The sequence below is a fragment of the Cribrihabitans neustonicus genome, from assembly GCF_048820895.1.
GTDB lineage: Bacteria > Pseudomonadota > Alphaproteobacteria > Rhodobacterales > Rhodobacteraceae > Cribrihabitans_A > Cribrihabitans_A neustonicus.
Genome location: NZ_JBMERQ010000001.1, coordinates 892,653 through 918,484, shown reverse-complemented (window position 1 = coordinate 918,484; position 25,832 = coordinate 892,653). Strand labels below are relative to the sequence as shown.

Genomic DNA, 25,832 nt, shown 5'->3' with positions numbered 1-25,832 from the left:
GCCCGGTCAGGCCAGTTTGACGATCTGTTTGCCGGTATTGCCGCCCTTCATCATGGACAGGAAAGCCTTGGGCGCGTTCTCCAGTCCCTCTGCAATATCCTCCAGGTATTTGATCGAGCCGTCTGCCACCTTGGGAGCGACTTCTTTCAGAAACTCCGGGTAGCGGCCGTAGTGATTGAAAATGATGAAGCCGTTCACCGACAGGAACTTCGTCAGCACCGTGCGCCAGATTGCCGGGGCCGTGAGATCGGTTTCGGCGCTGTTGTACCAGGCGATCATGCCGCAGACCGGGATGCGGCCGAAGTTGTTCATCAAAGGCAGCACCGCTTCCAGCACCTTGCCGCCGACGTTCTCGTAATAGATGTCGATGCCGCCCGGGCAGGCCGCCGCCAGCGCCGCACTCAGCGCCTCCGCCGATCCCAGCGCGCGGTGGTCGAGGCAGGCGTCAAAGCCGAAGGTTTCCTCCGCCAGCTTGCATTTCTCGGCCCCGCCAGCGATGCCGACCACGCGCAAACCCGCCTGTTTCGCAAGCTGCCCCACCATCGAGCCAACCGGCCCGGTTGCGGCGGCCACCACCAGCGTCTCGCCCGCCTTGGGCCGGCCATAGGCCTGCAAGCCATGCCAAGCGGTAAACCCCGGCATGCCGAGCACGCCAAGCGCAGTTGTAAGCGGTGCCATATCCGGATCCAGCTTGCGGATCTGGTCCGCGGGCAGGCAAGCGTGGCTGGCCCACCCGAACTGTCCTAGCGCAAAGTCGCCGGGCTGGTACGCCGGGCTGTTCGAGGCAATCACCTCCCCCACGCCGCCCGCTTCCATGGTGCCGCCCACGGGCACCGGGGCGGCATAGGACTTGGCATCGTTCATGCGCCCGCGCATGTAGGGGTCCAACGACATGTAGTGAAGCTTCACAAGCACTTCGCCCTCGCCCGGCTCGGGCAGGGGGGCGGTTTCCAGACGGAAGTTCTCCTCCGTGGCCTCGCCTTCGGGGCGGCTCGCCAACACGATGCGCTGCATCTCTTCGCTCATGGGATCGTCCTTCCTGATCAATCTGTTGTGCGCAGAACTCTGTGTGCCATACCGGCCGATTTCAAGCACTGGCGGGGATTTGACCCGGCGTCAGGCGGCGCCCTGCCGGTGCGCATTGCCCCCTTGGCAAGCTCCGGCTTGAGGCGTATAGGCACGGTTTGACCCGCACCTCCCCCGACCGGCACAGGAAACGCAGACATGATTGGCAGCGCAAACCTCAACGTGATGATCAAGGCCGCCCGCAAGGCAGGCCGTTCCCTGGTGAAGGACTTCCGCGAGGTGGAGAACCTTCAGGTCTCGATGAAGGGCGCCGGTGACTTCGTCTCCAAGGCCGACATCGCCGCCGAGAAGATCCTGAAGGACGAACTGCGGGGGGCCCGCCCGACCTATGGCTGGCTGGCCGAAGAGGGCGGTGAGGAGCCGGGCGAGGACCCGACCCGGCGCTGGATCGTCGATCCTCTCGACGGCACCACCAACTTCCTGCACGGCCTGCCGCATTGGGCGGTGTCGATCGCGCTGGAGCACAAGGGGCAGGTGGTGGCCGGCGTGATCTATGACGCCGCCAAGGACGAGATGTTCTTTGCCGAGAAAGGCGCGGGCGCCTGGATGAACGAAAGCCGCATCCGCGTCTCCGGCCGCCACCGGATGATCGAGTCGGTGTTTGCCACCGGCGTGCCTTTCGGCGGCCGCTCCGACCTGCCGCTGACCCTGCAGGACCTGGCCCGTCTGATGCCCGCCTGTGCCGGCGTGCGCCGCTGGGGCTCGGCGGCGCTCGACATGGCCTATGTCGCCTCGGGCCGCTACGAGGGCTTCTGGGAACGCCGCCTGAACGCTTGGGACCTCGCGGCAGGCATCATCCTGGTGAAGGAAGCCGGCGGCTTTGCCGAAGCCATCGACCCTGAGGCGGGCATCATCGACAGCGGCAGCGTGCTCTGCTCGAACGAGCCGATCTTCGACAGCTTCTCCAAGGTGATCCGCGGCTGATCTGGCGCGGATACCCGAGACTTCGAAACGCGGCCCCGGGGCCGCGTTTTTTTTTCTCAAGGCGCCCACTGCCGCCAGCGCGGAACAAGGCCGAAGGCCGCCGCGTATCGCCGGCGCGCCCCAACGCGGCGGCGATTTGGTTGATGCTGGGTGGTCCCTCGATAAGTCGTACGGACTTGGCCGGGATAAATTGCCAGACACACCCGTCAGGATCGCCCCCGCGCGCGCCGGCGATGCGCGGCTTCGTGGATGGCCGCTTACCGGTCCGACGGATGGTTAACCCCGTCGCTCCAGGGGATCTCGCCATAGCTCTCGGGGTGCGTGCGAGGATTGGCGCCCTCGATGCAGCCGAGGTTCACCCCGCATTCCGCCGGGTTCGACCGGCGCCGATGGTGGGTGTAGATGCCGCAGGTCCTGCAGAAGTAATGCTTCGCCGTATGGGTGCCCCAGGTGTACAAGGACAGGTTCTCCGCTCCCTTCAGCACCTTCAGCGTATCGGCCACTGCCGTCACCGCCGCAGCCCCGCGGCGGCGGCAGAAGGAGCAATCGCAGCGCGCGGCGGAGGCGAGTCCGTCGGGAAACTCGGCCTCGATCTCGATGGCACCGCAGTGGCAGGTGGCTTTCAAGCGTTGCATCAGTCTCTCCTCGCTTTTCAAATTACTTCCCCCAAGGCCCCGGATTGCGCTTGCGGCGCGGCAGCTTGGGGATGCGGCTGGCAGAGTATTCGCTCTCGGGATGCGGCGGGTGGCCGTGGGTGCGGTTCCAGAAGGCCGGGCCGCCGCGCCTGATCCAGAGCGGCACGCAGAGCGCGAGCCCCACGATGAAGCCGCCGGCATGGGCCCAGTAGGCAACGCCGCCCTGATCCGGATCGGCGCCGATGCCGCCGAGGAACTGCATCCCCAGCCAGGCCGCCAGCATGATGAAGGCGGGGATGGAGAAAATGCGGAAGTAGATGATCAGCACCAGCAGGATATCGACCCGCGCCTTCGGGAACATCAGCAGATACCCTCCCATCACCCCGGCGATGGCGCCCGATGCCCCCACCGTCGGGACCTGCGACCAGGGGGCCGACGCGACGTGGATTACCCCCGCACCGATGCCGCAGGCGAGGTAGAACAGGAGGAAAGGCAGGTGCCCCATCTCGTCTTCCAGGTTATCGCCGAAGATCCACAGGAACAGCATGTTGCCGCCCAGGTGGATCAGCCCGCCGTGGATGAACAGGGAAGTAAACAGGGTTGCGAAGCCAAAGCCCTGGCTGATCTCGGCCGGAACCACCGCAAAGGCGTCGTAGAAATAGGCCAGCGCCCGGGGCGAGGCGTAGGTGGCGGAATAATAGATGTAAGCGAGGATATTCGCCGCCATCAGCGCGTAGACGACATAGGGCGTCCGGCCTGAGGGGTTGTGGTCGCGCAAGGGAAACATGCGCAGACGCTGGGCCGGTTGCGGCCCAGCGTCAAGGGGCTATCGCTCTCAGCTCATGCCGCCGAGCAGCGCCGCGTTGCCGCCGGCGGCGGTGGTGTCAACGCAGACATGGCGCTCGGCCAGCACGCGGGTGCGGTCGGGCAGGCCGGGGATCAGAGGCAGGATCGGTCCGTCACGGCGCGACAGCGCCTGCTCGATCTCGCGGCCGGTGGCCTCGTCGCCCCACCAGAGCACGCCAGCGATGCCCTCCACGGTCTCCAGCTGACGGATGCCCAGAAGGCCATGCGCCTTGATCGCGGTACCGCCCAGGCTGATTACCGCCTCGGCCTGCGCCTCCGCGGTTTCGGCGCCGGGACCCATGCAGAGGAGCGGCTGACGCGGCAGCATGGTGAGCCGGTTCGATTCACCGGTCGGACCGGGCAAAGTGGTGGTGACCGCCTGCGCCGGCACCCCGCTGGCAGGGGGCAGCGCGGCCGTGCCCTGGCCCACTGTGCCTGGCACAGTCCCGGCGCCGCTCTGCCGCCGGTCCGGCGCGCAGAAGCGGGCGAGGTAGTTCGGGCCGCCCGCCTTAGGGCCGGTGCCCGACAGGCCCTCGCCGCCGAACGGCTGGCTGCCGACGATGGCGCCGATCTGGTTGCGGTTCACGTAGATGTTGCCCGCGTGCACCCGGTCGCAGACATGCTGCACACGGTCGTCGATCCGGGTGTGCAGCCCGAAGGTCAGCCCGTAACCGGTTGCATTGATGTCGGAAATCACCTTGTCCAGATCCTGTGCGCGGAACCGCGCGACATGCAGCACGGGGCCAAAGATTTCTTCCTCGAGCGCCTCGATGCCCGGCACCCCGATCAGCGTCGGCGCTACAAAGGTGCCGCCCTGCGGCGTGCGCAGCTCCTTCAGTACCCGGCCCTCGGCACGAGCCTTGTCGATATGGGCGAGGATGCCCGCACGCGCGGCCTCGTCGATCACCGGGCCGCTGTCGGTAAACAAGTGCCAGGGATCATCCAGCCGCAGGCAGTCCATTGCGCCCTTCAGCATGGTGAGCACGGTATCGGCCACGTCCTCCTGCAGATACAGGCAGCGCAGCGCCGAGCAGCGCTGGCCCGCGGACTGGAAGGCGCTTTCGATCACCGCCTGCACCGCCTGTTCCGGCAGCGCGGTGGAGTCGACGATCATCGCGTTGAGCCCGCCGGTTTCCGCAATCAGCGGCGAGCCCGGCTGCAGGTTCTCGGCCATCGCCTTGCGGATGCGCAGCGCGGTGGCGGTGGAGCCGGTGAAGGCGACGCCGTTCACGCGGGCATCCGAGGTGATCGCGGCACCGACAACGCTGCCGCGGCCCGGCACCAGCTGCAGCGCGGCGCGCGGCACCCCGGCCTCGTGCAGAAGCTGCACGGCACGGTGCGCGATCAGCGGCGTCTGGTCGGCGGGCTTTGCCAGCACCGCGTTGCCCGCGGCAAGGGCTGCCGAGATCTGCCCGGTGAAAATCGCCAGCGGGAAGTTCCAGGGCGAGATGCAGGAGAAGACGCCTGCCGGTTCCGCGTCCGGAATGCGGGCGGCGTAGTAGCGCAGGAAATCCACCGCCTCGCGCAGCTCTGCCACCGCGTCGGGAATGGTCTTGCCCGCTTCGCGCGCAAGGATCGCAAACAGCTCGCCGAAATTCTCCTCATAGAGATCCGCGGCCTTGTTCAGCACCGCCGCGCGGTCGGCTGCGGGCGCGTCCCACGGGTTGGCCGAGGCCAGTGCCAGCTCGATATCATCGCTGCTGCACTGGGCAATGCGGCCCACGACGCTGAGGTCGGTCGGGCTGGTCACGTCTTTCGGCGTTTCCGGCCGGGCCTCACCGGCGAGCAGCGGGCCTGCGTCCCACTGGTGGTCCCGCCAGGGCGCGCGCGCCTCGTCGATCCGCGCCAGCGTCGGCGCATGGCCCAGGTCGAACCCCTTGGAGTTCATCCGCTCCGGCAGGAACAGCTCCGGCCCCGTGGGGATCTGCCGGGTGAGATCATCCACCGCCTCGAACGGGTCGGCGGCAACCACCTCCGGCGGCACGTTCTCATCCACGATCTGGTTCACGAAGGAGCTGTTGGCGCCGTTCTCCAGAAGGCGGCGCACCAGGTAGGCCAGCAGGTCGCGGTGCGCGCCCACGGGGGCGTAGATCCGGCAGTTGGTCTTGTTCTGCTCCAGCACCATCTGGTGCAGTGTCTCGCCCATGCCATGCAGGCGCTGGAATTCGTAGGCCGCCTTGTCCTTGCCTTCCGCCATATGCAGGATCGCGGCGACGGTATGGGCGTTGTGGGTGGCGAATTGCGGGTAGATCCGGTCCGTCAGGCCGAGCAGTTTGCGGGCATTGGCGATGTAGGACACATCGGTCAGCGCCTTGTGGGTATAGACCGGGAAGCCATCGACGCCCTCGGCCTGGGCGCGCTTGATCTCGGTGTCCCAATAGGCGCCCTTCACCAGCCGCACCATGAAGCGGCGGTCGTATTTCTCGGCCATCTCATGCAGCGCGTCGATCGCCAGCCCGGTGCGCGGGCCGTAGGCCTGCACCACCACGCCAAAGCCGTCCCAGCCCGCCAGCGCCGGGTCCGAGACCACGGCCTCGATCACCTCCAGCGACAGCGACAGCCGGTCGGCTTCCTCGGCGTCGACGTTGAGGCCCATTTTCGCGGCCTTCGCGAGCAGCGCCAGCGCCTTCAGCCGCGGTACCAGCGCCTCCATCACACTGGCGTCCTGCGCCAGCTCGTAACGCGGATGCAGCGCCGACAGCTTTACCGAGATGCCGGGGTTCTTGCGGATATCGTCGCTGTGGCAGGCGGCCGCGATCGCCGAGATCGCCCGCGAATAGGCCAGGTGATAGCGCGAGGCATCGCCTTCGGTGCGCGCCGCTTCGCCCAGCATGTCATAGGAATAGGTATAGCCCTTGGCCTCCATCCCCTCGGCCCGCCGCATCGCGCCCTCGATGGTTTCGCCCAGCACGAACTGGCGGCCCATCTCTTTCATCGCGCGGCCCACGGCGGTGCGGATCACCGGCTCGCCCAGCCGCTTCACGGCGCCGCGCAGAGCGCGCACCGGGCTTGGCTTGTCCTCGTCCAGCACCTTGCCGGTCAGCATCAGCGCCCAGGTCGAGGCGTTGACCAGTGGCGAGGAGGATTTGCCCAGGTGCTTGCTCCAGTCCGACGGCGCGATCTTGTCCTCGATCAGCGCGTCGATGGTGTCGGCATCCGGCACCCGCAGGAGCGCCTCCGCGAGGCACATCAGCGCGACGCCCTCTTCGGTCGAAAGCCCGTATTCCGCCAGGAACACCTCCATCAGCCCCGGCGCGGAATGGCCGCGGATGTCGCGCACAAGGGCTGCCGCATTGGCGCTGATCCGCTGCCGGTCCTCACTGCTGAGGGCTGCCTGGTCGATCAGCTTGCCGCACATGGCGGTCTCATTCGCGTAGGTTCCGGCATCGATACGGTGCCGCAGTTTCCGGGATGTGTTCATGTGCTCGTGCTCCGCTGGACGAAGAAGTCTGATAACCAGATTACACCCAATTCTTCGGGACAACCGCCCGAAGATGTGGCAAGTACAGTACGATTGAAGAAAGTGGGGCGACATGACGGGTCAAATGAACTTCTCCGATCTGGACCGGTTCGACCGGGCGATTCTGAACGTCCTGGCCGAGGACGGCCGTATCTCCATCGCCGATCTCGCGCGCCGCATCGGCCTGTCGAAATCGCCGACCCAGACCCGGCTGAAACGTCTGGAAACCGGCGGCATCATCACCGGCTACCGCGCCCTGGTGGACCCGATCCGGCTGGGGCTCGACCACGTGGCCTTTGTCGAGGTGAAGCTGGACGATACCCGCGAGGCGGCACTCGCGAAGTTCAACGCCGCGGTGATCCGGGTGCCCGAGATCGAGCAGGCGCACATGCTGGCCTCGCATTTCGATTACCTGCTGAAGGTGCGCACCCGCTCCATGAGCGACTACCGTGCGGTGCTTGGCGAGAAGATTTCCTCGCTGCCGCACGTCTCCTCGACCTCCACCTATGTGGCGATGCAGGCGGTGAAGGAGGAGGCAGCGCCCGGTCCGCTGTGAGCTGCCTCACGGGGCAGGGGGCTGACCCGAACTTGATCCCGGCGGCAACTGCGCCAGCATTAAGGGCATGTCTGGTATTTCTGTTGCATGCTCCCGCTTCCCCGCCCTGCTTCTGGCTGCTGCCTTGCCCGTCAGCGCCGCGGCAAGCTGCCCGCCCGCGCCCGACCACTCGGACGCATTGGAGCAGCTCCTGGCCGAAGTTCAGGCAGCGCCCAGCGAGCGGGAAGCACGCCTGATCTCCAACCGCATGTGGCAATACTGGGCCGATGCGCCTGATGCGCGGGCGCAGGAGATCCTCGACCGTGGAATGGTCCGGCGCGCAGGCTTGGACCTCCTGGGGGCGCTTGCGGATTTCGACGCGCTGATCGCCTACTGCCCTGAGTATGCCGAGGGCTACAACCAGCGCGCCTTCGTGCACTACCTGCGCCGCGATTTCGCGTCGGCGCTGAACGATCTCGACCATGCTTTGGCACTGTCCCCGCGCCATGTGGCAGCGCTGAGCGGCCGGGCGCTATCGCTCTACGCCCTATCGCATATCGAGGAGGCGCGAGCGGCGCTGGCCGCAGCACTGTTGCTGAACCCCTGGCTTCCCGAACGCAGTCTTGCCGCTCCGGGCGGTCCGCTGGCGCCGGTGTCAGGGGCCATACCCGAACGCGCCCTCTGAGCGACCGGCAACCGGGAAAATCAGCCGCACCGGGTTGAATATAGATTGTCCCCAGCGGGCCATGCCGCTAGACCAAGGCGTGCAGCCCAGCTGCGTGCGGGCGTGGTGGAATGGTAGACACAAGGGACTTAAAATCCCTAGGCCTTAGGCCGTGCGGGTTCGAGTCCCGCCGCCCGTACCACCCCCGGCAAGGCACCCTGGTATCGAAATCCCATGACCGGCAACCGTATTCCCAAGCAATACGGCCCGGAAATCACGGGATTTCCGGGCCCGATCTCGCGCCGGATACCGGCTACCCGCGGCCGCGGTAGGGGGGCACGCCCTGATCCGGGATCCAGACGCCCTCGGGCAGGGGACCGGTCTGCCAGAACACGTCGATCGGGATGCCGCCGCGCGGATACCAGTAGCCGCCGATCCTGAGCCACTGCGGCTCCAGGAAATCCGCCAGGCGGCGCGCGATCGATACCGTGCAATCTTCGTGAAAGGCGCCGTGGTTGCGAAAGGAGGTGAGATACAGCTTCAGCGACTTGCTCTCAACCAGCCATTTGCCGGGCACGTAGTCGATCACCAGATGGGCAAAGTCCGGCTGGCCGGTCATCGGGCAAAGCGAGGTGAACTCCGGCGCGGTAAAGCGCACGTTGTAGGCCACATCTGCCTGCGGGTTCTGAACCCGCTCCAGCTCGGCCTCTTCCGGGCTGTTGGGCAATACGGTGGCGCCGCCCAGCTGCTTCAGGTTGCTATAGATGTCGTCAGTCATGTCAGGTTTTTCCTTTCACACACCGCGCTTGTTGCCCCAGACCAGCACGTGCAGCTGGGGCAGGACACGCGGGGCAAACCAGCCGTCGCCGGTCACTTTTTCGATCAGCCACAGCAGCCGGTCGGTGGCTTGCTGCAGGTCCACCGGCTGTTCCGGGTCCACGTCCGGATTGCCCGGCTGCAGGTAAAGCGGCAGGCCGGGGTGGCGCTCGGCCGCGTCTTTGGCCCAATTGTAGTCGGTGCCGTCGAACACCACGATCTTAATCACCACCTGGCCGCAGCCCTCGGCCATGTGCAGGCAACGGGTGAACTTGTGCCAGTCGGTCTTCTCGCCGCTGGAGGGCGGCTTGGGGCTGAGGACCAGCGTGTCCAGCTCCGCAAACCATGGCTGCGCCAGCGAGCCTTGCGTTTCGCAGGCAAAGCGGTAGCCCTCGGCCTTGCCGAGCGCGATCAGGGCACCGAAGTCCTGGATCGCCGGGTTGCCGCCGGAGATCGACACGGTGAGCGGCCGGCCGCCCGACAGGCGGCGCACCTCATCCATTACCTCTTCCGCGCTCATCGGCGCCCAGTCGTGGCGGTAGGCGCTGTCGACCGCGTGCATGCTGTCGCACCAGGAACAGCGGTAATCGCAGCCGCCCGCGCGCACGAACACCGTGGGCTCGCCGATCAGCGCGCCTTCGCCCTGGATCGTGGGGCCGAAAATTTCTGCGATACGAAGGGTCATGGCCCGATCTCCGGCCGGTATTCCGCCCATGTCTTCGGCGTTTCCGAGACCTTTACTGCCGCCACTTCGGGCCAGCGCGCGCGGCACCAGTCGTAGAAGTGCTTGGCCATGTTCTCGGCCGTCGACGGCCCGTCCAGGACGTCGTTCAGATGCCGGTGGTCGAAACACTCGTCGATATAGGACTTGAGAGGCTTCAGCTCGTGATAGTCACGCACGAAGCCATCCCGGTTCAGCGCTTGCGCCGCCAGCTCCACCACCACCACGTAATTGTGCCCGTGCAGCCGCGCGCATTGGTGCTCCGGCGGCAGATGCGACAGCTGGTGCGAAGCGGAGAAGTGGAACTCCTTTGTGATCCGGTACATCAGCCACCGTCCTTACCGGCAACAGCCTTCTGCCAGAAATCGGGGTCTGCATAGTCTGTCGGATCCTCGACACCCGCCAAGTGGAACGCTTCGCGCCGCTCCACACAGGTGCCGCAGCGGCCGCAGTGCTTCTCGCCGCCCTTGTAGCAGGACCAGGTCTCCGCAAACGGGGTGCCGTGCTTGGCGCCCGCGGTCACGATGTCTGCCTTGGAGCGGTGCACGAAGGGCGTGTAGAGCCGCACGTCGGCGTAGCCGTCCAGCGCGGCGCGCTGCATCGCGTCAAACGCCTCGGTAAAGGCCGGGCGGCAGTCGGGGTAGATGAAGTGGTCGCCGCCATGCACTGCTGCCGCTACGGCCTCGTCCCCGTTGGCGGCAGCGATGCCGTAGGCGATGGTCAGCATGATGGCATTGCGGTTCGGCACCACGGTGACCTTCATGGTCTCTTCCTCGTAGTGACCGTCCGGCACGTCAATGTCATCGGTCAGCGCAGAGCCCGAAAGCGCGGCGCCGATGTTGCGCATGTTGATGATGTCATGCGGCACGCCCAGCCGTTCAGCTGCGGCGGCGGCAAAGTCGAGTTCCTTCCTGTGGCGCTGGCCGTAGTCGAAGGAGACAAGACGGGTGAGCTGCTGTTCTTCAGCAACCATGTGCGCGAGCGACACGGAATCGAGCCCGCCCGAGCAGATAACGATAGTTTTCATTTTCGAACCCTTGTTTTGGTGACCGGGTAGGCTGCGACCGGTTCTGCGCGTATAGCGCCGCGGGTCCAAGCGCGCAAGGGTTGGGCGCAATGCGCACTTCCTGAGGGTCTTGCTGGGAAATTTTGAAACTGCCCAGATTGCAGTTTGCTTGCTGGAGACTGCGCCCGGCCTTCTCATTGACAGAATGCGCAGTCCTTGAAGCGCATCGGCCGTCTGGGTGGGAGCGGCGGCGTTGCGGTTGCAGGGGCAGAACAATGAAAGCGAAGTGCCCGCTGTCATACCTAAGGCAAAACGCTGGGTTGACGGGGAGGGGCTCCGGCGCTGCCCGCCACTTGGCCGGGCTCGGCAGACAGCAAGTGTCTGTGCGGGCCTGATCTCCCACACACGCAGGCAGTCCCTGGTTCCGCCAGCTCAGCCCCGTTCCCCGCTGTGAGTTACGCTTGCGGCAGCTCTTCCCCCAGCCATTCCAGAAACGCCCGCGAGGCCGGGGTACTGGCATGGCTGGGCGGTGGCAGCAGGAAGTAGTTTTCCAAGAGTTCCGCCGAGTGTTCCCCTGCACGCACCAGCTGGCCGCCCGCCAGGAGTCCCGCCGCAAGCGTGTCATGCGACATCGCAACGCCTGCACCATGCAGCGCCGCGGTCATCGCGATCACATAGGTGGAGCCGAGGTTCACCTCATCACCGCGCGTAAACGCCAGTCCCTGTGACTTAAACCACGCCCCCCAAGACCCCGTGACTCCAGCACAATCCAGCAAAGTGGCCGAAGAAAAATCGACCCTCCCGCCCTGATAGCCGGGGGCGCAGACCGGGTAGAAGCGGTTCCGCGTCAGACGTACTGCCGTTGGCGACATGTCGTTGGGGCGGCCAAAGCGGATCTCGGTCCCGGCATTGGCCGCATGGCGCTCCGGGTCCCAGATCGGCGTCACGATATTCAGCACCAGCCAGGGAAACCGCGCATAAAGCCGCTGCAGACGCGGCGCCAGCCAAAACACCGAAAACGCCATATTGCACTGCAACACCAGATGCCGACCCTGGTCGCCGCCGGTAAAGGCGCGGGTGCCGGCCGCGATCAGGTCGAAAGCCTCGCGCACCACCGGCAGGTAGTTCGCACCCGCCTCGGTCAGGTCCAGCGCCCGGGTCTTGCGCACAAACAGTTCCCGGCCGAGGAAATTTTCCAGGCTGCGCACATGCTGGCTGATCGCGGGCTGGGTGAGGTTCAACTCGGCCGCCGCGCGGGTAAACGACAGATGCCGCGCGCTTGCCTCGAAGGCGCGCAGCCAGGTCAGCGGAGGCAGGGAGGGCGCGGGCATCGGTGCATGATCCATGCATAAGCTTTTCTGATGCATTAGCGCGGAATCCATCGTTTGTCAGCCCCTGGGCGCGCTGGCATCCCTTGGGAAACAGCGATGGAGACCCCGATGAACCTGCAACCCGCGCCCCGCGAGAACCTCACCCACTGGACCGCGCGCGTCGACCTGGCCGCCGCGTTCCGCTGGACCGCGCGGCTCAATATGCACGAAGGCGTCGCCAACCACTTCAGCCTCGCGGTGAGCGACGACGGCAGCCGTTTCCTGATGAATCCGAACCAGGTGCATTTTGCCCGGGTGAAGGCATCGGACCTCCTGCTGCTCGATGCCAATGACCCCTCCACGATGGACCGGCCCGACGCCCCCGATCCCACCGCCTGGGGGCTGCACGGCGCGCTGCACCGGCTCTGCCCGCATGCGCGCTGCGTGATGCACGTGCATTCGATCCACGCCACCGTCCTGGCCTGCCTCGCCGACAGCTCCCTGCCGCCGATCGACCAGAACACCGCTACATTCTACAACCGTCATGTGGTGGACGAGGGCTATGGCGGGCTTGCCTTCGAAAGCGAGGGCGAACGCTGCGCCGCTCTGCTGTCGGATCCGCGGAAGAAGGTGATGATCATGGGAAACCACGGCGTGCTGGTCCTCGGCGCCGATGTGGCCGACACCTTCAACCGCCTCTACTACTTCGAGCGCGCGGCGGAGACCTATATCCGGGCCCTGCAGACCGGGCAGAGGCTGCGGGTGCTGAGCGATGAAATCGCCGAGAAGACCGCCCGCGAGCTGGAAGAGTACCCGAGCCAGGCTGAACGCCACCTCGCCGAGCTGAAAGCCATCCTCGACGAGGAAGGCTCGGCTTACGCTACCTGACACCCCGACGGAAACCGCAGCCCGGAGGCACCCCCATGACCGCGCCCGGAATGACCCCGATGACCGAGACCGTGGCCGCCAGCGCCCTGGACCCCGAAAGCCAGCGCTGGAACTACCGCCCCGACGGCCCGGTTCCGCTCAACCCGCTGTTTTCCTGGCCGCCCCGGCCGCGTGCAGTGCTGGCCTGGTACCGGAGTGCCTGGGCAGAGATCACCGCGCTCACCGTGACCTTTCTGCTGGCTGTGGCGCTCTATTTCTGGCTGCTGCCGCCTTTGGCAGAGATGACCAGCTTCCGCCCCGGCTGGATGCTGCGCGTCTGGCTGACGAACCTGCTGCCGCAGGTGCTGGTGGCGGGCGGGCTGCACTGGTGGCTCTACATCCGCAAGGGGCAGGGGACGCGCAAGAAGTTCGACGCCCGCGAGCTCTCCCGCGGCAACGGCACCTTCGCCTTCCGCAACCAGGTGCTCGACAACATCTGGTGGACCCTGGGCAGCGCTATCACCGTCGCCACTGTCTACCAATGGGGGATATTCTGGGCGATGGCCAACGGCTGGGCGCCTGTCATCACCTTTTCCGAAGCGCCGGTCTGGGCAATCCTGTGGCTGCTGCTGATCCCGATGTGGTCGGGGCTGCATTTCTACTGGGTGCACCGGCTGGAACATCACCCGCGGCTCTACCGCCATGTCCACGCGGTGCATCACCGGAATGTCAACACGGGCCCCTGGTCCGGCATTTCCAACCACTGGTTCGAGAACCTGCTCTACTTCACCACCTATTTCGTCCACCTCGCCGTGCCGTCGCACCCGCTGCACCTGCTGTTCCACGCCATGTTCCAGCAGGTGAGCCCGGTGCTGTCGCACTCCGGATTCGAGCGGGTGATCGCATGCGATCGGGAGGCGGCCAAGGCGGGGGACTTCTTCCACCAGCTGCACCACCGTTATTTCGAGTGCAACTACGGCACCTCCGAGATCCCCTTCGACAAGTGGTTCGGCACCTATCACGACGGCAGCGCGGCCGCGACAAAGCGCACCCGGGCGTTCAAGAAACAAATGTACACGCGCTGACGGAGGGGGCAGGCGGAACCAGGGCGCGCAATCTGATCCTGATCAACGCCGGGCCGTGCTGGGCGGCGTAGGACAGGGCAGAGCTATGATGGCAGACCATAGGAGACACCGATGCTGCGCCTTGCTTCTCTTCTCTATTCGCTGATCGGCACCAGCCTGGCCGGTGCCGGGGTGATTGCGGTGCTGGTGGCCGGGCTTGCGACAGTCCCGGCGATCCTGGGGGCCGCAGCGGCGGGTGCGGCGCTGGGCCTGCCGGCCGCGTGGATGGTCGCCCGCGCGCTTTACGCCCGCGGCGCCTGAGCCAGGGGCGGCAGGGTCGCGCGCCGCCCAGAGGCTCAGGCGTTCAGGAACACCCGCGCCGCCGCCTCGAACTCGCGCGGCTTCTCGGCATGCAGCCAATGGCCCGCGCCTGGCAGCTTGGCGAAACGCGCATTGGGGAACAGCGCCCGGATCCGGTCCCGGTGCTCCGGCAGCACGTAGTCCGACTCGGCGCCCGCCAGAAACAGCGCGCGGCCTTCCCAGGCGGCGTCGATGTCGGGGAAGGACATGATGTCCGGCATCTGGTCCGCCAGCGCGTCGAGGTTCAGCCGCCAGCGCCGGTTGGCCACGTCCAGCGACTGGGTGAAGAAGCTCTGCAGCGCGGGCTCCACCCCGGCCTGGGCCAATTGCGCCTCTGCCTCGGGCCGCCGCTCCAGAGTGGAGAGATCGACCTGCCGCATCGCCTCGATATACTGAATCTGGCTGTGGCCATAGGCAACCGGCGCGATATCGGCCACCAGAAGCCGCCGCACTGCGGCCGGGTGCTGCAAGGCCAGCGTCATCGCCGCCTTGCCGCCCATCGAATGGCCAATCACGTCCATCTGCCCGCCATAGGCGTCAATCACCTCGGCCAAATCGGCGGCCAGGTCGGGGTAGCTGTGGCTGTCGTGCCAATGGCTCTGGCCGTGGTTGCGCATGTCGACGGCCACCACCTGACGCTGGTCGGACAAGCGCTTGGCAATGACACCCCAGTTGCGGGCAGAGCCGTAAAGCCCGTGTGCGATCAGGAGCGGCGGCTGCTCCGTTGCGGAGCCATGTGTGATGGTGTTCAGCATGGCCCTGTGATAGCTGGGCAGACGGCGCCTTGCCAGCCCCGATCGCTCCGGATTGAGCTGCCACGGTATTACCGTTAGTCTGGCACCATCCGCCACCTTCACGGGATACAGCCGTCATGGCCGCCAGCCTCGAGCAGGAGATCGCCGCGATCCGCCAGTTGCTGAAGCAGCGCGAGCATGCATCGGGCGACCTTGCCGCCGCACTTATCCGCGCCCGCCGCCGCCTGCCTCGGCGGATCTACCGGCAAGGGATGAAGCTTGCCCGCGCGCTGCCGCTCCTGGAACACCCCCGGCTGCGGCTGACAGTCGAGGAAAAGCCCTTGCGGGCCGCGGCAGAGGAGGTGAAGGCGCATCTGCAGAAGATCGACCTCTATGGCCGCCGCAAGACGCTTGTTCTCAGCATCCTTGGCAGCATGGCATTCTCACTGCTCACAGTGTTTGCGCTTCTGGTAATCGTGCTGCGCTGGCGCGGCTTCGTTTGAATGGCGTCGTTTTCCGGGGGCAATTGCCGCGCCCTAACGGCGCGCCCGGCACGGCGCGGCGGCCTCCCGGCCTGCTGCGGTAAACAACACTGATACGGAAAAGCCGCCGCGGCTTGCGGGCCGCGGCGGCTGGATACTGTCCTGAGACAGGCGCTTACAGGTTCTGGTAGAGCGGGAAGCGGGCGCAGAGGGCGGCAACCTTCTCGCGCACCGCGGCTTCCACTGCGCCGTTGCCGTCTTCACCGTTGGCAGCCAGACCGTCGACCACCTCGACGATCAGATCGGCGATCTCGCGGAACTCTTCTTCCTTGAAGCCGCGGGTGGTGCCCGCCGGGGTGCCCAGGCGGATGCCGGAGGTCACCGTCGGCTTTTCGGGGTCAAAGGGGATGCCGTTCTTGTTGGTGGTGATATGCGCGCGTCCCAGTGCCTTGTCGACGATGTTGCCGGTCACGCCCTTGGGGCGCAGATCGACCAGCATAACATGGGTGTCGGTGCCGCCGGTCACGATGTCGAGCCCGCCCTTGATCAGCTGGTCCGCCAGCGCCACGGCGTTTGCCCGCACCTGCTTCTGATAGGCCTTGAATTCGGGCTTCAGCGCTTCGCCGAAAGCCACCGCCTTCGCAGCGATCACATGCATCAGCGGGCCGCCCTGGATGCCGGGGAAGATCGCCGAGTTCACCTTCTTTGCGATATCCGCGTCGTTGGTGAGGATCATGCCGCCGCGGGGGCCGCGCAGGGTTTTGTGGGTGGTGGTGGTCGCAACATGCGCATGCGGGAAGGGCGAGGGATGCTCGCCGGCCGCCACGAGCCCCGCAAAATGAGCCATATCCACATGCAGGTAGGCGCCCACCATGTCGGCGATCTCGCGGAAGCGGGCAAAGTCGATGACCCGCGGCACGGCCGAGCCGCCGGCGATGATCAGCTTGGGCTGGTGCTCCTTCGCGAGCGCCTCCACCTGGTCGTAGTCGATCAGGCTGTCCTCGCGGCGCACGCCGTAGTGCACGGCATTGAACCACTTGCCGGACTGGTTCGGCGCAGCACCATGGGTCAGGTGCCCGCCGGAAGCCAGGTCCATCCCGAGGATGGTGTCGCCCGGCTTGATCAGCGCCTGGAACACGCCCTGGTTCGCCTGGCTGCCGGAGTTCGGCTGCACGTTGGCGAATTCGCAGTTGAACAGCTGCTTGGCGCGGTCGATGGCCAGGTTCTCCGCCACATCGACATACTGGCAGCCGCCATAATAACGCCGCCCGGGGTAGCCCTCGGCATATTTGTTGGTCAGGACGGAGCCCTGCGCCTCCATCACCGCGGCGGAGACGATGTTCTCGCTGGCAATCAGCTCGATCTCGTCGCGCTGGCGGCCCAGCTCATCGGTGATCGCGCCGAACAGCTCGGGGTCGCGCTCGGCAAGCGGCTGGGTGAAAAAGCCGGGGTCGCGGGTCGCTTCAGTCATGATGGCTCCATGTCAGTAGAGGAACAGTGGTGAGCGATTTCCTATAGGAAACATGGCGCGATCGAAAGCCTGTAAAGCGACATATGCGCTTGGGAGAACGGCAAGTCTGGCCTTCGGGGAAAAGCTGTGCTTGTTTCGGAACCAGCTGACCACCACCGGAAACAGACCGCATGCCTCTGAGAATCGCATTTCTGGCCGGCCGCACCGATGTCGCCCAGGCGGCACTGGCCGCGCTCAGCGCCCGCTACGGCCACGTCGTGCCTCAGGAGGCAGATGTCATCGTTGCGCTTGGCGGCGATGGCTTCATGCTTCGCACGCTGCATTCCATGGTGGACCACCCGGCGCCGGTCTACGGCATGAACTGCGGCACCGTCGGCTTCCTGATGAACACCTACCGCGAGGAAGGGCTGATCGAGCGGCTGGAGGATGCGGAACTGGAGATCATCAACCCGCTGTCGATGACCGCGATGGACCGCAGCGGCGTGACCCACCGGGCACTGGCGATCAACGAGGTTTCGCTGCTGCGGGCCGGGCCGCAGGCGGCGCGGCTGAAAATCTCGGTCGACGGGCGGCAGCGGCTGGCGGAGCTGGTCTGCGACGGCGCGCTGGTTTCCACGCCCGCGGGCTCCACTGCCTACAATTATTCGGCGCATGGGCCGATCCTGCCGATCGGCGCCGACGTGCTCGCGCTCACCGCAATTGCAGCTTTCCGTCCCCGCCGCTGGCGCGGCGCGCTGCTGCCGAGCAATGCCAAGGTGCGTTTCGATGTGCTGGAGGCCGAAAAACGCCCGGTGATGGCGGATGCGGATTCGATTTCGGTCGCCGACATCGACTGGGTGGAAATCCAAACCGAGCCGCGAATCCGCCACAAGATCCTGTTTGACCCCGGCCACGGGCTGGAGGAACGGCTGATCTCGGAGCAATTCACCTGACCCGGTTTTTCCGGTTTTGCGCTATATTACCGGTGTTTACGCTTGTTTCACGGACTTGTGAAGGATCGGGTAGGAAATCCATGCCATCCTTTACCCATGGGCAGAGAGTTGTTGCTCTGCCACTGGTAAGCCGCTGAAGTTTGCCCTCAAGCACTTAAAAGTGCGTGTATTAAAGAGGGCGTGTTGACGAGTTGAAGTTGGGTACCGGTGCCTTCGGCAGAAGCTGCGGAAAATGGCGGTTGCCGCGACATGATTGCGGCGATCGCCGTGCCGGGCCGGCTGGTTCTGGTGAACGGCCGGGCAAGGCAAATATTGGGTGAAATGCAGGCGGCAGCGCGGGTCGTCGGTCAGACCGCTTGTCCTTGCAGCGCGATAAAACGCGACAATGTAAACGCGACAATGTATTTGAATGCGGCACGCCGCAAACGGTGTGTCTGTGACGAGTATCCTTGTTTGGAAGGCCCCGGGGGCGGTTTATGCCGTGCCCCCGGTGTCTTGCGACTCTGCAATTCGGGCGCTCCTCCGGCACCCAGTGCCGAAGGGGTGTGACGAGGTGCGACCACCCGGTGCCGCAGAGGTGTGACGCCGCAGAAGCGTGACGTCCGGGGCAGCTATGGCACCTGCCGTCCAGAGCAATGTGACCCGGAGCACTGGGACAAAGGCAATGAACGCAGCTTCCGTTTGCCGCGGCGGGGAAATTCCCATCGGCCTCAAACTTCCGCAGGCCTCATCGCTCCAGCAGCCTCACACAGTTCCCGTTCTTCCGGCGAACAAGCCGTGCCCGTTTCCGTTTTGATGATCCACCTGCCTGAATGCGGCCCTGTATACGGCCGCTAGCCCATCCTCTCCCATAGCTCCGTGCACATCCGCCCGGCGCGAGCCTCAATGGCGGCGCAGGCCTCCACCGCCAGGTCCTCGCGCCAGCGCCGCGCCGCGATTTGCACATTGACGGGCTGCACCCCCGCGGGCAATGCCGCCAGCCGCGCCGGAACCGACGCCGCGGGAAGTCCCATGAAGTTCATCGCGTAGGAGTAGACCGCACTGCCCAATACCTCCTGCACCCCCTCTGTGCCTTCGGTATCGCGGCCGGGCCGGAAAAAAGGCTGCGGAAGGAATGGCGAGAGCACCAGCGGGTACTCCTCCATGAACAGCGACCACTGCCGCGCGAAATGGCTGCGCCTTGCCATCATCCGCAGCAGTTCATCGCCGGTAAACGGCGGAAACTCCTCGAAGTAGACGGCGAAGATATCGCGCACGGTTTGCGAACCCGCAGTCTCCACGTCCTCCTTCATCAGCGCATACACTTCGCCCATCAGCGCACGGTAGCCCACGCGCCCGGCCTCGAAGGCATCGGGCAGCGCGACCTCCTCGACCACATAGCCTGCATCGCAAAGGGCGTCGCGGGCAGTGAGCAGCGCCGCCTCAACCTCGGGGTGGAGATCATAGCCGAATGTTTCGCGGGTAAAGGCCACCTTGACGGGCCCCTCAAGCGCCGCGCCGCGCCAGGGCAGAGGCACATGGAACGGGTCGCGCGGATCGGGCGCAATCAGGCTCGGCATCGCCAGGTGCAGGTCTTCCGCCGCCCGCACCAGCAGCCCCTGCACCGACATCAGCTGCGCCAGCAGACCGCGTTCGTCCGATTGACTGGGGTTCCAGGCAGGCACCCGGCCCAGACCCGGCTTTACCGTGACCGCGCCATTGGCGGCGGCCGGGAAGCGCAAGCTGCCGCCGATGTCATTGCCGTGCGCCAGCGCTCCGATCCCCGCCATCACCGCAGCCCCGGCGCCGCCTGAGGAACCGCCGGGCGAGACATGATCCCCCCAGGGATTATGCGTCCGCCCGAACAGCGGGTTGTCAGTGTCGGCGCGGAAAGAAAACTCCGGCGTATTGGTCCGCCCGATCACCACTGCGCCCGCCTTCTGCAGATTTTCCACCACCGGCGCATCGGCGGGGGCGATGAGGTCCTTCAATGCCGCCACCCCGTTTGACGTGGCATGGCCCGCCTGGTCCACGTTGATCTTGATGGTGACAGGCACCCCGTGCAGCGGCCCCGGCACGGCGCCGCCCGCGCGCGCCTTGTCGAGCAACCGCGCGCGCTCCAGCGCCTCCGTGCCCAGGTCCTCGACTACCGCGTTCAGGCCCGGGTTCACCGCCTCCATACGGGCCAGCGAGGCCTGCACGGCGGCCTCTGCGCTCAAATCGCCCGCGCGGGTCCGTTCTGCCAGCTCCGTGGCGCTCAGCCGCCAGATGTCGTCATGTGTCATGCTCAAGCCTCCCCGCCGCAGGTTAGGCGGGCAGGGAAGACTTGCAAGGGAAAACGGGCTACCGGAATTCCATGGGAACTCCGGCCATGAAATCACGTGGTTTCATGGCCGGTTGCCGCGCCGGAGAGCGGACCTGCTACCGGGCGTAACCGAGGCTCTGCAGCGCTGCCGTGATTTCGTCAAGGATCGCCGGGTCGTCGATGGTGGCGGGCATCTTCCAGGGCGTGCCATCGGCGATGTTCACCATTGTGCCGCGCAGGATCTTGCCCGAGCGGGTCTTTGGCAGCCGCTCCACCACTGCCGCGCGTTTGAAGGCCGCCACGGGGCCGATCTTCTCCCGCACCAGCTTTACCACCTCGTCAACCACCTCGGCGGGCGGGCGGCTGCAGCCAGCGTTGAGGCAGAGGAAACCGACCGGCATCTGCCCCTTCAGCGCATCCGCTGCGCCGACCACCGCGCATTCGGCGACATCCGGGTGGCTCGCCAGCACCTCCTCCATCGCGCCGGTCGAGAGCCGGTGGCCCGCCACATTGATCACGTCATCGGTGCGCGCCATGATGTAGAGATAGCCGTCCTCGTCCTTCATGCCCGCATCGCCGGTCTCGTAATAGCCGGGGAAGGTGGTGAGGTAGCTCTTGCGGTAGCGTTCCCCGGCATTCCACAGCGTCGGCAGCGTGCCAGGCGGCAGCGGCAGCTTCACCGCAATTGCGCCCAATTCGCCCGGCGCCACCGGGTGGCCGCCTTCGTCGAGAATCTCCACCTCGTAGCCGGGCATCGCCACCGCGGGTGAGCCGCGCTTGACCGGCAGCGCCTCGATGCCAAGCGGGTTCGCGGCGATCGCCCAGCCGGTCTCGGTCTGCCACCAATGGTCGATTACCGGCACCTTGAGCTGCTCCTCGGCCCAGGCGATGGTGTCGGGATCGGCGCGCTCTCCGGCAAGATAGACCTGCTCCAGGCAGCTGAGGTCGTATTTGCCGACAAACTCGCCTTTGGGGTCCTCCCGCTTCACCGCGCGGAAGGCGGTGGGGGCGGTAAAGAAGCTCTTGACCTTGTGTTCAGAGATCACCCGCCAGAAGGTGCCGGCATCGGGCGTGCCCACAGGCTTGCCTTCGAACACGATGGTGGTGTTGCCGTGGATCAGCGGCCCGTAGCAGATGTAGCTGTGCCCCACGACCCAGCCCACGTCCGAGGCCGCCCAGAACACATCGCCCGGATCGACGTTGTAGATGTTCTTCATTGTCCAATTCAGCGCCACCAGCTGTCCCGCGGTGTGGCGGATCACCCCCTTGGGCGCTCCAGTGGTGCCGGAGGTATAGAGGATATAGGAGGGGTGGTTGCCTTCGACGGGCACGCAGTCCGCGGGCGCCTCACCTTCCTGGAAGCCGTGCCAGTCGGCATCGCGCCCCTCAACCAGTTCCGCCACCTCCTGTTCGCGCTGGAGGATCACGCAGAACGCGGGCTTGTGCGCCGCCTGTTCGATCGCGCCGTCCAGCAGCGGCTTGTAGCGCACGGTGCGGCCCGGCTCGATGCCGCAGGAGGCGGCGATGATCGCCTTGGGGGTGGCATCGTCAATGCGCACCGCCAGTTCGTTCGCGGCAAAGCCGCCAAACACCACGGAATGCACCGCCCCCAGCCGGGCGCAGGCCAGCATCGCCTCCAGCGCCTCGGGCACCATTGGCATGTAGATAATGACGCGGTCGCCTTTCTCCACGCCCTTGGCGCGCAGGGCCCCGGCCAGCGAGGCCACCCGGTCCTTCAGCTCGGCATAGGAGATCACCTTTTTGGTGCCGGTCACCGGGCTGTCATGGATGATCGCAGCCTGCCCGCCGCGGCCCGCCTCCACATGCCGGTCCACCGCGTTGTAGCAGGTGTTGACGCGCGCGTCGGCAAACCACTCGTGCAAGCCGTTCCCCTTGTCGAAAAGTGCTTTCGAGGGCGCCCGGTCCCAGCTGATCGCACCGGCTGCCTCCATCCAGAAGCCTTCCGGGTCCTGCTGCCAGCGGGCGTAGATGTCCTGATATGCCATGTGTCTTACTCCTCCTGCCAATTGCCTAGGCGAGAACGCCGCTCCCGGGCAAGTTTTGACAAGCGCGGGAGGCAGATTGGTGAAGAAAATTACAGGGGACGGGGCGTTTCCGCGCGAGGGTTTACAGAATTTACACCCCGGTTCCGGGGTGACTTTGCAAAGCCGGCTTTGCGCTGGAATATTCCTCAAAGCGCTGCCGGCTTTGCAAAGTCTGGGGGGGCTGCGCGGGAAATTAGGGTCCGGCGCGGGGCAGCCGCGGAGAATCACCCGCTTTCCGCGGTCCCTCGATCAGCCGGCGGTCTTGGCGTAGCGAGGGAGGCCGTCCTGCAGGTGCAGCCAGGTCAGGTGCTCGCTGTGGAAGACATGGAAGCGCGGCGGCACCGCGCCCGGATCTTCCAGCGTCGCCGTGTAGAGGTGAATATTCACCGGGTCGCGGGCGGTGCGGTAGGCCATCTGGGTGCCGCAGGTGCCGCAGAACAGCCGCTCCACCCCTTCGGAGGAGCGGTAAATGCGCGGTTCTGTACCGCCCCAGTTCACCGCCTCATGCGGCAGTCCGAAAAATGCGGTAACCGGCGCCGCGCAGGCGCGGCGGCAATCGGCGCAATGGCAGTAACAGCTCCAGGCCACCGCGGCTTCGCTCTCCCAAACCACTTCACCGCAGCTGCATTGTCCCTTCATGCCGTCCTCCCCGCTGGCCGCTCCGCACTCGCTTTGGGCGGCCAGCCAGCGCGGCCGCCCGGACTTAACCGTAGTGCGCCACCGGGGTGCCGGCAATGGCGGCCATGTTCAGAAGCCCGCGCGGGGTGATCGCAGGCGAGACGATATGCGCGCGGTTGCCCATCCCCATGAGGATTGGACCCACTTCCAGCCCGTCGGCGCGCATCTTCAGGATGTTGCGCACGCCCGAGGCCGCATCGGCATGGGCAAAGATCAGCACGTTTGCGGCATCCTGCAGCCGCGAGTTCGGGAAGATCCGCGCCCGCAGCTCGGGGTCGAGCGCGGTGTCGATGTTCATCTCGCCCTCGTAGACGAAGTCGCGGGGCTTGCCGTCGAGGATTTCGATCGCGGCGCGCAGCCGCGCGCCGGTGTCGCAGTTGATAGTGCCGAACTGCGATTGCGAGCACAGGGCAATCTTCGGCTCCAGACCAAAGCGGCGCACGTGGCGGGCGGCTCCGAGCACCGTTTGCGCGATCTGTTCCGGTGTCGGCTCCACATGCACATGGGTGTCGGCGATGAACAGCGGCCCGTCCTTCAGGATCATCATCGACAGCGCCCCGTGCGGCGTATAGGTGCCGCCGCCCAGCACCTGCACAACATAGTTCAGATGCCAGCGGTATTCGCCGAAGGTGCCGCAGATCAGGCTGTCGGCTTCCCCGCGCTGCACCATGATGGCGCCGATCGCTGTGGTATTGGTGCGCATGATGGCCTTTGCCAGATCCGGGGTCACGCCCTGGCGCTGCATCAGCCGGTGATAGCTGTTCCAGTAGTCGTAGTAGCGCGGATCGTTTTCCGGGTTCACCAGCTGGAAGTCGCGGCCCGGGCGCACGTCCAGCCCCAGCTTCTCGCAGCGCGCCTCGATCACCTCGGGACGGCCGATGAGGATCGGCGTTTCCGTGGTCTCCTCCAGCACCGCCTGAGCGGCGCGCAGCACCCGTTCGTCCTCACCCTCGGAAAACACGATGCGGCGGGCGGCGGCACGGGCGGCTTCGAACACCGGCCGCATCAGCAGCGCCGATTTGAACACGGTCTGGTTCAGCTTCTGCTTATAGGCTTCGAGGTCCGGGATCGGCCGCGTCGCAACGCCGCTCTCCATCGCGGCCTTTGCAACCGAGGAGGAGACAACCGCAACCAGCCGCGGGTCAAACGGCTTGGGGATCAGGTAGTCAGCGCCGAAGTTCATCTCCTCGCCCTGGTAGGCGGCAGCTGCCTCGGCGCTGGTGGTGGCGCGGGCCAGCTCAGCGATGCCATCGACGCAAGCGATCTGCATCTCATCGTTGATTTCGGTTGCACCCACGTCCAGCGCTCCCCGGAAGATGAATGGGAAGCACAAAACGTTGTTGACCTGGTTTGGGAAGTCGCTGCGCCCGGTGGCAATGATGGCATCCGGTGCCACCTTCCGGGCGGCATCCGGCATGATCTCGGGGTTCGGGTTCGCGAGCGCAAAGATGATCGGCCGCGCCGCCATCTGCTTCACCAGCTCCGGCTTCAGCACATTGGGCCCGGAGAGGCCAAGGAACAGGTCCGCACCCTCGATCACCTCGTCCAGCGTGCGCTTGTCCGACGCCTGGGCAAAGGCCGCCTTTTGCGGGTTCATGTCCGCTTCGCGGCCCTCATAGACCAGACCGTGAATGTCGCAGAGCCAGATGTTCTCGCGCTTCACGCCCAGCTTCACCAGCATATTGAGACAGGCAATCCCGGCAGCGCCGCCGCCGGTGGAGACGATCTTGATGTCCTCGAACCGCTTGCCCGCCACATGCAGCGCATTCTTGGCCGCAGCACCGACCACGATGGCGGTGCCGTGCTGGTCGTCGTGAAAAACCGGGATGTTCATCCGCTCGCGGCAGAGCTTTTCCACCACAAAGCAATCCGGCGCCTTGATGTCCTCAAGGTTGATGGCGCCAAAGGTCGGCTCGAGCGCGCAGACGATGTCGGCGAGCTTTTCCGGATCGCTCTCGTTCACCTCGATATCGAAACAGTCTATCCCTGCGAAGTTCTTGAACAGGACCGCCTTGCCCTCCATCACCGGCTTGGAGGCCAGCGCGCCGATGTTGCCCAAGCCCAGCACGGCGGAGCCGTTCGACACTACAGCCACCAGGTTCCCGCGCGAGGTATAGCGCGCGGCATTGGCGGCATCGGCCTGGATCTCGGTGCAGGCTTCCGCCACGCCGGGCGAATAGGCCCGCGCCAGGTCGCGGCCGTTGGCCATCGGCTTGGTGGCGCGGATCTCCAGTTTCCCGGGCTGCGGATACTCGTGATAGTGCAAGGCCGCCTGGCGCAGGTTCTGTGAATCGGACATGTGGCGCTCCTGAAAACAATTTAGTTTAGCATTAAACCATTTCCCGCGGCGGGGGAACAGGGAAAACCGCGGACGGTTCCGGGCAGCTTCACACCGGCGGCTTTCTGCAGAGAGGTGCCGCAGCGGCAATTCCCCGGGGCAGGGGCTTCCGCTCCCCCAAGGGTTTCCGCTATCCTGCGGCATCTTGTCCGAATGATAAAGCAGCCAGGGAATCGTCATGAGCCTGAAGAACGCCGCTCTCGCCGTGCGGGACAACGCGCACGCCCCCTATTCCAATTTCAAGGTCGGCGCTGCCATCCGCGCCGCCTCGGGCCGGGTCTATGTCGGCTGCAACGTGGAGAACGTGGCCTACCCGGAAGGCACCTGCGCCGAGGCGGGCGCGATCGCGGCAATGGTCGCAGCGGGTGAAACCGAACTGACCGAGGCCTACGTGGTCGCCGACTGCCCGGCGCCGATCCCGCCCTGCGGCGGCTGCCGCCAGAAACTGAAGGAATTCGGCAAGGGCGACGTGAAGATCACCATGGGTACGGTCGACGGCCAGGAAGCGGTGCTGACGATAGCCGACCTGCTGCCCGCGGCCTTTGACACCGCCCACATGGACCGGAGCTGAGCC

Annotated in this window: 24 protein-coding genes and 1 tRNA gene; 10 read left to right on the top strand and 15 right to left on the bottom strand. The window is 65.8% G+C overall.

Annotation, left to right across the window (positions count from 1 at the left end):
* Positions 1 to 6: 6 nt before the first annotated feature.
* Positions 7 to 1,026, bottom strand: a complete 1,020-nt coding sequence (locus tag ACOHWE_RS04380) for an NADP-dependent oxidoreductase (protein ID WP_420664407.1) — start codon at positions 1,024 to 1,026, stop codon at positions 7 to 9.
* A 198-nt stretch (positions 1,027 to 1,224) separates the two neighbouring features.
* Here ACOHWE_RS04380 and ACOHWE_RS04375 point away from each other — a divergent pair, with 198 nt between their 5' ends.
* Positions 1,225 to 2,010 carry an inositol monophosphatase family protein gene (locus ACOHWE_RS04375; protein WP_420664405.1) on the top strand — a complete coding sequence of 262 codons (786 nt, stop codon included), beginning with the start codon at positions 1,225 to 1,227 and terminating at the stop codon, positions 2,008 to 2,010.
* 257 nt (positions 2,011 to 2,267) lie between these two features.
* Here the strand turns inward: ACOHWE_RS04375 and ACOHWE_RS04370 are convergent, their stop codons facing one another.
* Genes ACOHWE_RS04370 through putA form a run of 3 tightly spaced genes read right to left on the bottom strand, consistent with a single transcriptional unit; the run spans position 2,268 to position 6,912 of the window.
* A complete protein-coding gene (locus ACOHWE_RS04370; protein ID WP_420664403.1) occupies positions 2,268 to 2,645 on the bottom strand; it encodes a GFA family protein in 378 nt (125 codons plus the stop codon).
* 22 nt (positions 2,646 to 2,667) lie between these two features.
* Positions 2,668 to 3,432, bottom strand: coding sequence for a rhomboid family intramembrane serine protease (locus ACOHWE_RS04365; RefSeq protein ID WP_420664401.1), 765 nt, complete (start codon positions 3,430 to 3,432; stop codon positions 2,668 to 2,670).
* 48 nt (positions 3,433 to 3,480) lie between these two features.
* Positions 3,481 to 6,912: a bifunctional proline dehydrogenase/L-glutamate gamma-semialdehyde dehydrogenase PutA gene (putA, locus tag ACOHWE_RS04360; protein ID WP_420664399.1), complete on the bottom strand. Its 3,432-nt coding sequence runs from the start codon at positions 6,910 to 6,912 to the stop codon at positions 3,481 to 3,483.
* A gap of 124 nt (positions 6,913 to 7,036) precedes the next feature.
* On the opposite strand from putA, the gene ACOHWE_RS04355 reads away from it, so the two are divergent.
* From ACOHWE_RS04355 to ACOHWE_RS04345, 3 genes are all read left to right on the top strand, one after another.
* Positions 7,037 to 7,507, top strand: a complete 471-nt coding sequence (locus ACOHWE_RS04355; protein WP_420664683.1) for an Lrp/AsnC family transcriptional regulator — start codon at positions 7,037 to 7,039, stop codon at positions 7,505 to 7,507.
* Positions 7,508 to 7,574: 67 nt separating this feature from the next.
* A complete protein-coding gene (locus ACOHWE_RS04350; RefSeq protein WP_420664397.1) occupies positions 7,575 to 8,171 on the top strand; it encodes a tetratricopeptide repeat protein in 597 nt (198 codons plus the stop codon).
* Positions 8,172 to 8,267: 96 nt separating this feature from the next.
* Positions 8,268 to 8,352 (top strand) — tRNA-Leu (locus ACOHWE_RS04345).
* 111 nt (positions 8,353 to 8,463) lie between these two features.
* On the opposite strand, the gene queF is transcribed toward ACOHWE_RS04345, so the two are convergent.
* The 5 genes from queF to ACOHWE_RS04320 all read right to left on the bottom strand — a co-directional run bounded on the left by queF (position 8,464) and on the right by ACOHWE_RS04320 (position 12,039).
* On the bottom strand, positions 8,464 to 8,928 hold the full coding sequence (queF, locus tag ACOHWE_RS04340) for a preQ(1) synthase (RefSeq protein WP_420664395.1): 465 nt from the start codon (positions 8,926 to 8,928) through the stop codon (positions 8,464 to 8,466).
* 15 nt (positions 8,929 to 8,943) lie between these two features.
* On the bottom strand, positions 8,944 to 9,651 hold the full coding sequence (gene queE / locus ACOHWE_RS04335; RefSeq protein ID WP_420664393.1) for a 7-carboxy-7-deazaguanine synthase QueE: 708 nt from the start codon (positions 9,649 to 9,651) through the stop codon (positions 8,944 to 8,946).
* Positions 9,648 to 10,013: a 6-carboxytetrahydropterin synthase QueD gene (gene queD / locus ACOHWE_RS04330; protein ID WP_420664391.1), complete on the bottom strand. Its 366-nt coding sequence runs from the start codon at positions 10,011 to 10,013 to the stop codon at positions 9,648 to 9,650. Before queD ends, queE begins: the two co-directional genes overlap by 4 nt.
* Entirely contained in the window at positions 10,013 to 10,714 is a 702-nt protein-coding gene (queC, locus tag ACOHWE_RS04325; RefSeq protein WP_420664389.1) for a 7-cyano-7-deazaguanine synthase QueC, read from the bottom strand. Before queC ends, queD begins: the two co-directional genes overlap by 1 nt.
* A 434-nt stretch (positions 10,715 to 11,148) precedes the next feature.
* Complete coding sequence (locus tag ACOHWE_RS04320) at positions 11,149 to 12,039, bottom strand: LysR family transcriptional regulator (protein WP_420664388.1); 891 nt, start codon at positions 12,037 to 12,039, stop codon at positions 11,149 to 11,151.
* Positions 12,040 to 12,132: 93 nt separating this feature from the next.
* On the opposite strand from ACOHWE_RS04320, the gene ACOHWE_RS04315 reads away from it, so the two are divergent.
* The 3 genes from ACOHWE_RS04315 (at position 12,133) to ACOHWE_RS04305 (ending at position 14,255) form a co-directional block, all read left to right on the top strand.
* The gene (locus tag ACOHWE_RS04315; RefSeq protein WP_420664386.1) at positions 12,133 to 12,891 is read left to right on the top strand and encodes a class II aldolase and adducin N-terminal domain-containing protein; all 759 of its coding nucleotides are present in this window, start codon (positions 12,133 to 12,135) and stop codon (positions 12,889 to 12,891) included.
* 35 nt (positions 12,892 to 12,926) lie between these two features.
* Positions 12,927 to 13,955, top strand: coding sequence for a sterol desaturase family protein (locus ACOHWE_RS04310; protein WP_420664384.1), 1,029 nt, complete (start codon positions 12,927 to 12,929; stop codon positions 13,953 to 13,955).
* Positions 13,956 to 14,066: 111 nt separating this feature from the next.
* A complete protein-coding gene (locus ACOHWE_RS04305; protein ID WP_420664382.1) occupies positions 14,067 to 14,255 on the top strand; it encodes a hypothetical protein in 189 nt (62 codons plus the stop codon).
* A 35-nt stretch (positions 14,256 to 14,290) separates the two neighbouring features.
* Here ACOHWE_RS04305 and ACOHWE_RS04300 read toward each other — a convergent pair whose 3' ends face one another.
* On the bottom strand, positions 14,291 to 15,049 hold the full coding sequence (locus ACOHWE_RS04300) for an alpha/beta fold hydrolase (protein ID WP_420664381.1): 759 nt from the start codon (positions 15,047 to 15,049) through the stop codon (positions 14,291 to 14,293).
* Positions 15,050 to 15,165: 116 nt separating this feature from the next.
* Between ACOHWE_RS04300 and ACOHWE_RS04295 the strand changes: the two genes are divergently transcribed.
* On the top strand, positions 15,166 to 15,531 hold the full coding sequence (locus ACOHWE_RS04295; protein WP_420664379.1) for a hypothetical protein: 366 nt from the start codon (positions 15,166 to 15,168) through the stop codon (positions 15,529 to 15,531).
* 154 nt (positions 15,532 to 15,685) lie between these two features.
* Here ACOHWE_RS04295 and glyA read toward each other — a convergent pair whose 3' ends face one another.
* On the bottom strand, positions 15,686 to 16,981 hold the full coding sequence (glyA, locus tag ACOHWE_RS04290) for a serine hydroxymethyltransferase (protein ID WP_420664378.1): 1,296 nt from the start codon (positions 16,979 to 16,981) through the stop codon (positions 15,686 to 15,688).
* 170 nt (positions 16,982 to 17,151) lie between these two features.
* Between glyA and ACOHWE_RS04285 the strand changes: the two genes are divergently transcribed.
* On the top strand, positions 17,152 to 17,913 hold the full coding sequence (locus ACOHWE_RS04285; RefSeq protein WP_420664376.1) for an NAD kinase: 762 nt from the start codon (positions 17,152 to 17,154) through the stop codon (positions 17,911 to 17,913).
* A gap of 833 nt (positions 17,914 to 18,746) precedes the next feature.
* Here ACOHWE_RS04285 and ACOHWE_RS04280 read toward each other — a convergent pair.
* The 4 genes from ACOHWE_RS04280 to ACOHWE_RS04265 form a co-directional block, all read right to left on the bottom strand.
* Positions 18,747 to 20,177 (bottom strand): amidase family protein, encoded by a 1,431-nt coding sequence (locus ACOHWE_RS04280; protein WP_420664375.1) that lies wholly within the window; start codon positions 20,175 to 20,177, stop codon positions 18,747 to 18,749.
* A 136-nt stretch (positions 20,178 to 20,313) separates the two neighbouring features.
* Positions 20,314 to 22,203 (bottom strand): propionate-CoA ligase PrpE, encoded by a 1,890-nt coding sequence (gene prpE / locus ACOHWE_RS04275; RefSeq protein ID WP_420664373.1) that lies wholly within the window; start codon positions 22,201 to 22,203, stop codon positions 20,314 to 20,316.
* Between the two features lie 288 nt (positions 22,204 to 22,491).
* On the bottom strand, positions 22,492 to 22,881 hold the full coding sequence (locus ACOHWE_RS04270) for a GFA family protein (RefSeq protein WP_420664371.1): 390 nt from the start codon (positions 22,879 to 22,881) through the stop codon (positions 22,492 to 22,494).
* Between the two features lie 64 nt (positions 22,882 to 22,945).
* Positions 22,946 to 25,219, bottom strand: coding sequence for an NADP-dependent malic enzyme (locus ACOHWE_RS04265; RefSeq protein WP_420664369.1), 2,274 nt, complete (start codon positions 25,217 to 25,219; stop codon positions 22,946 to 22,948).
* A gap of 217 nt (positions 25,220 to 25,436) precedes the next feature.
* Between ACOHWE_RS04265 and ACOHWE_RS04260 the strand changes: the two genes are divergently transcribed.
* A complete protein-coding gene (locus ACOHWE_RS04260; RefSeq protein WP_420664367.1) occupies positions 25,437 to 25,829 on the top strand; it encodes a cytidine deaminase in 393 nt (130 codons plus the stop codon).
* Positions 25,830 to 25,832: the final 3 nt, after the last annotated feature.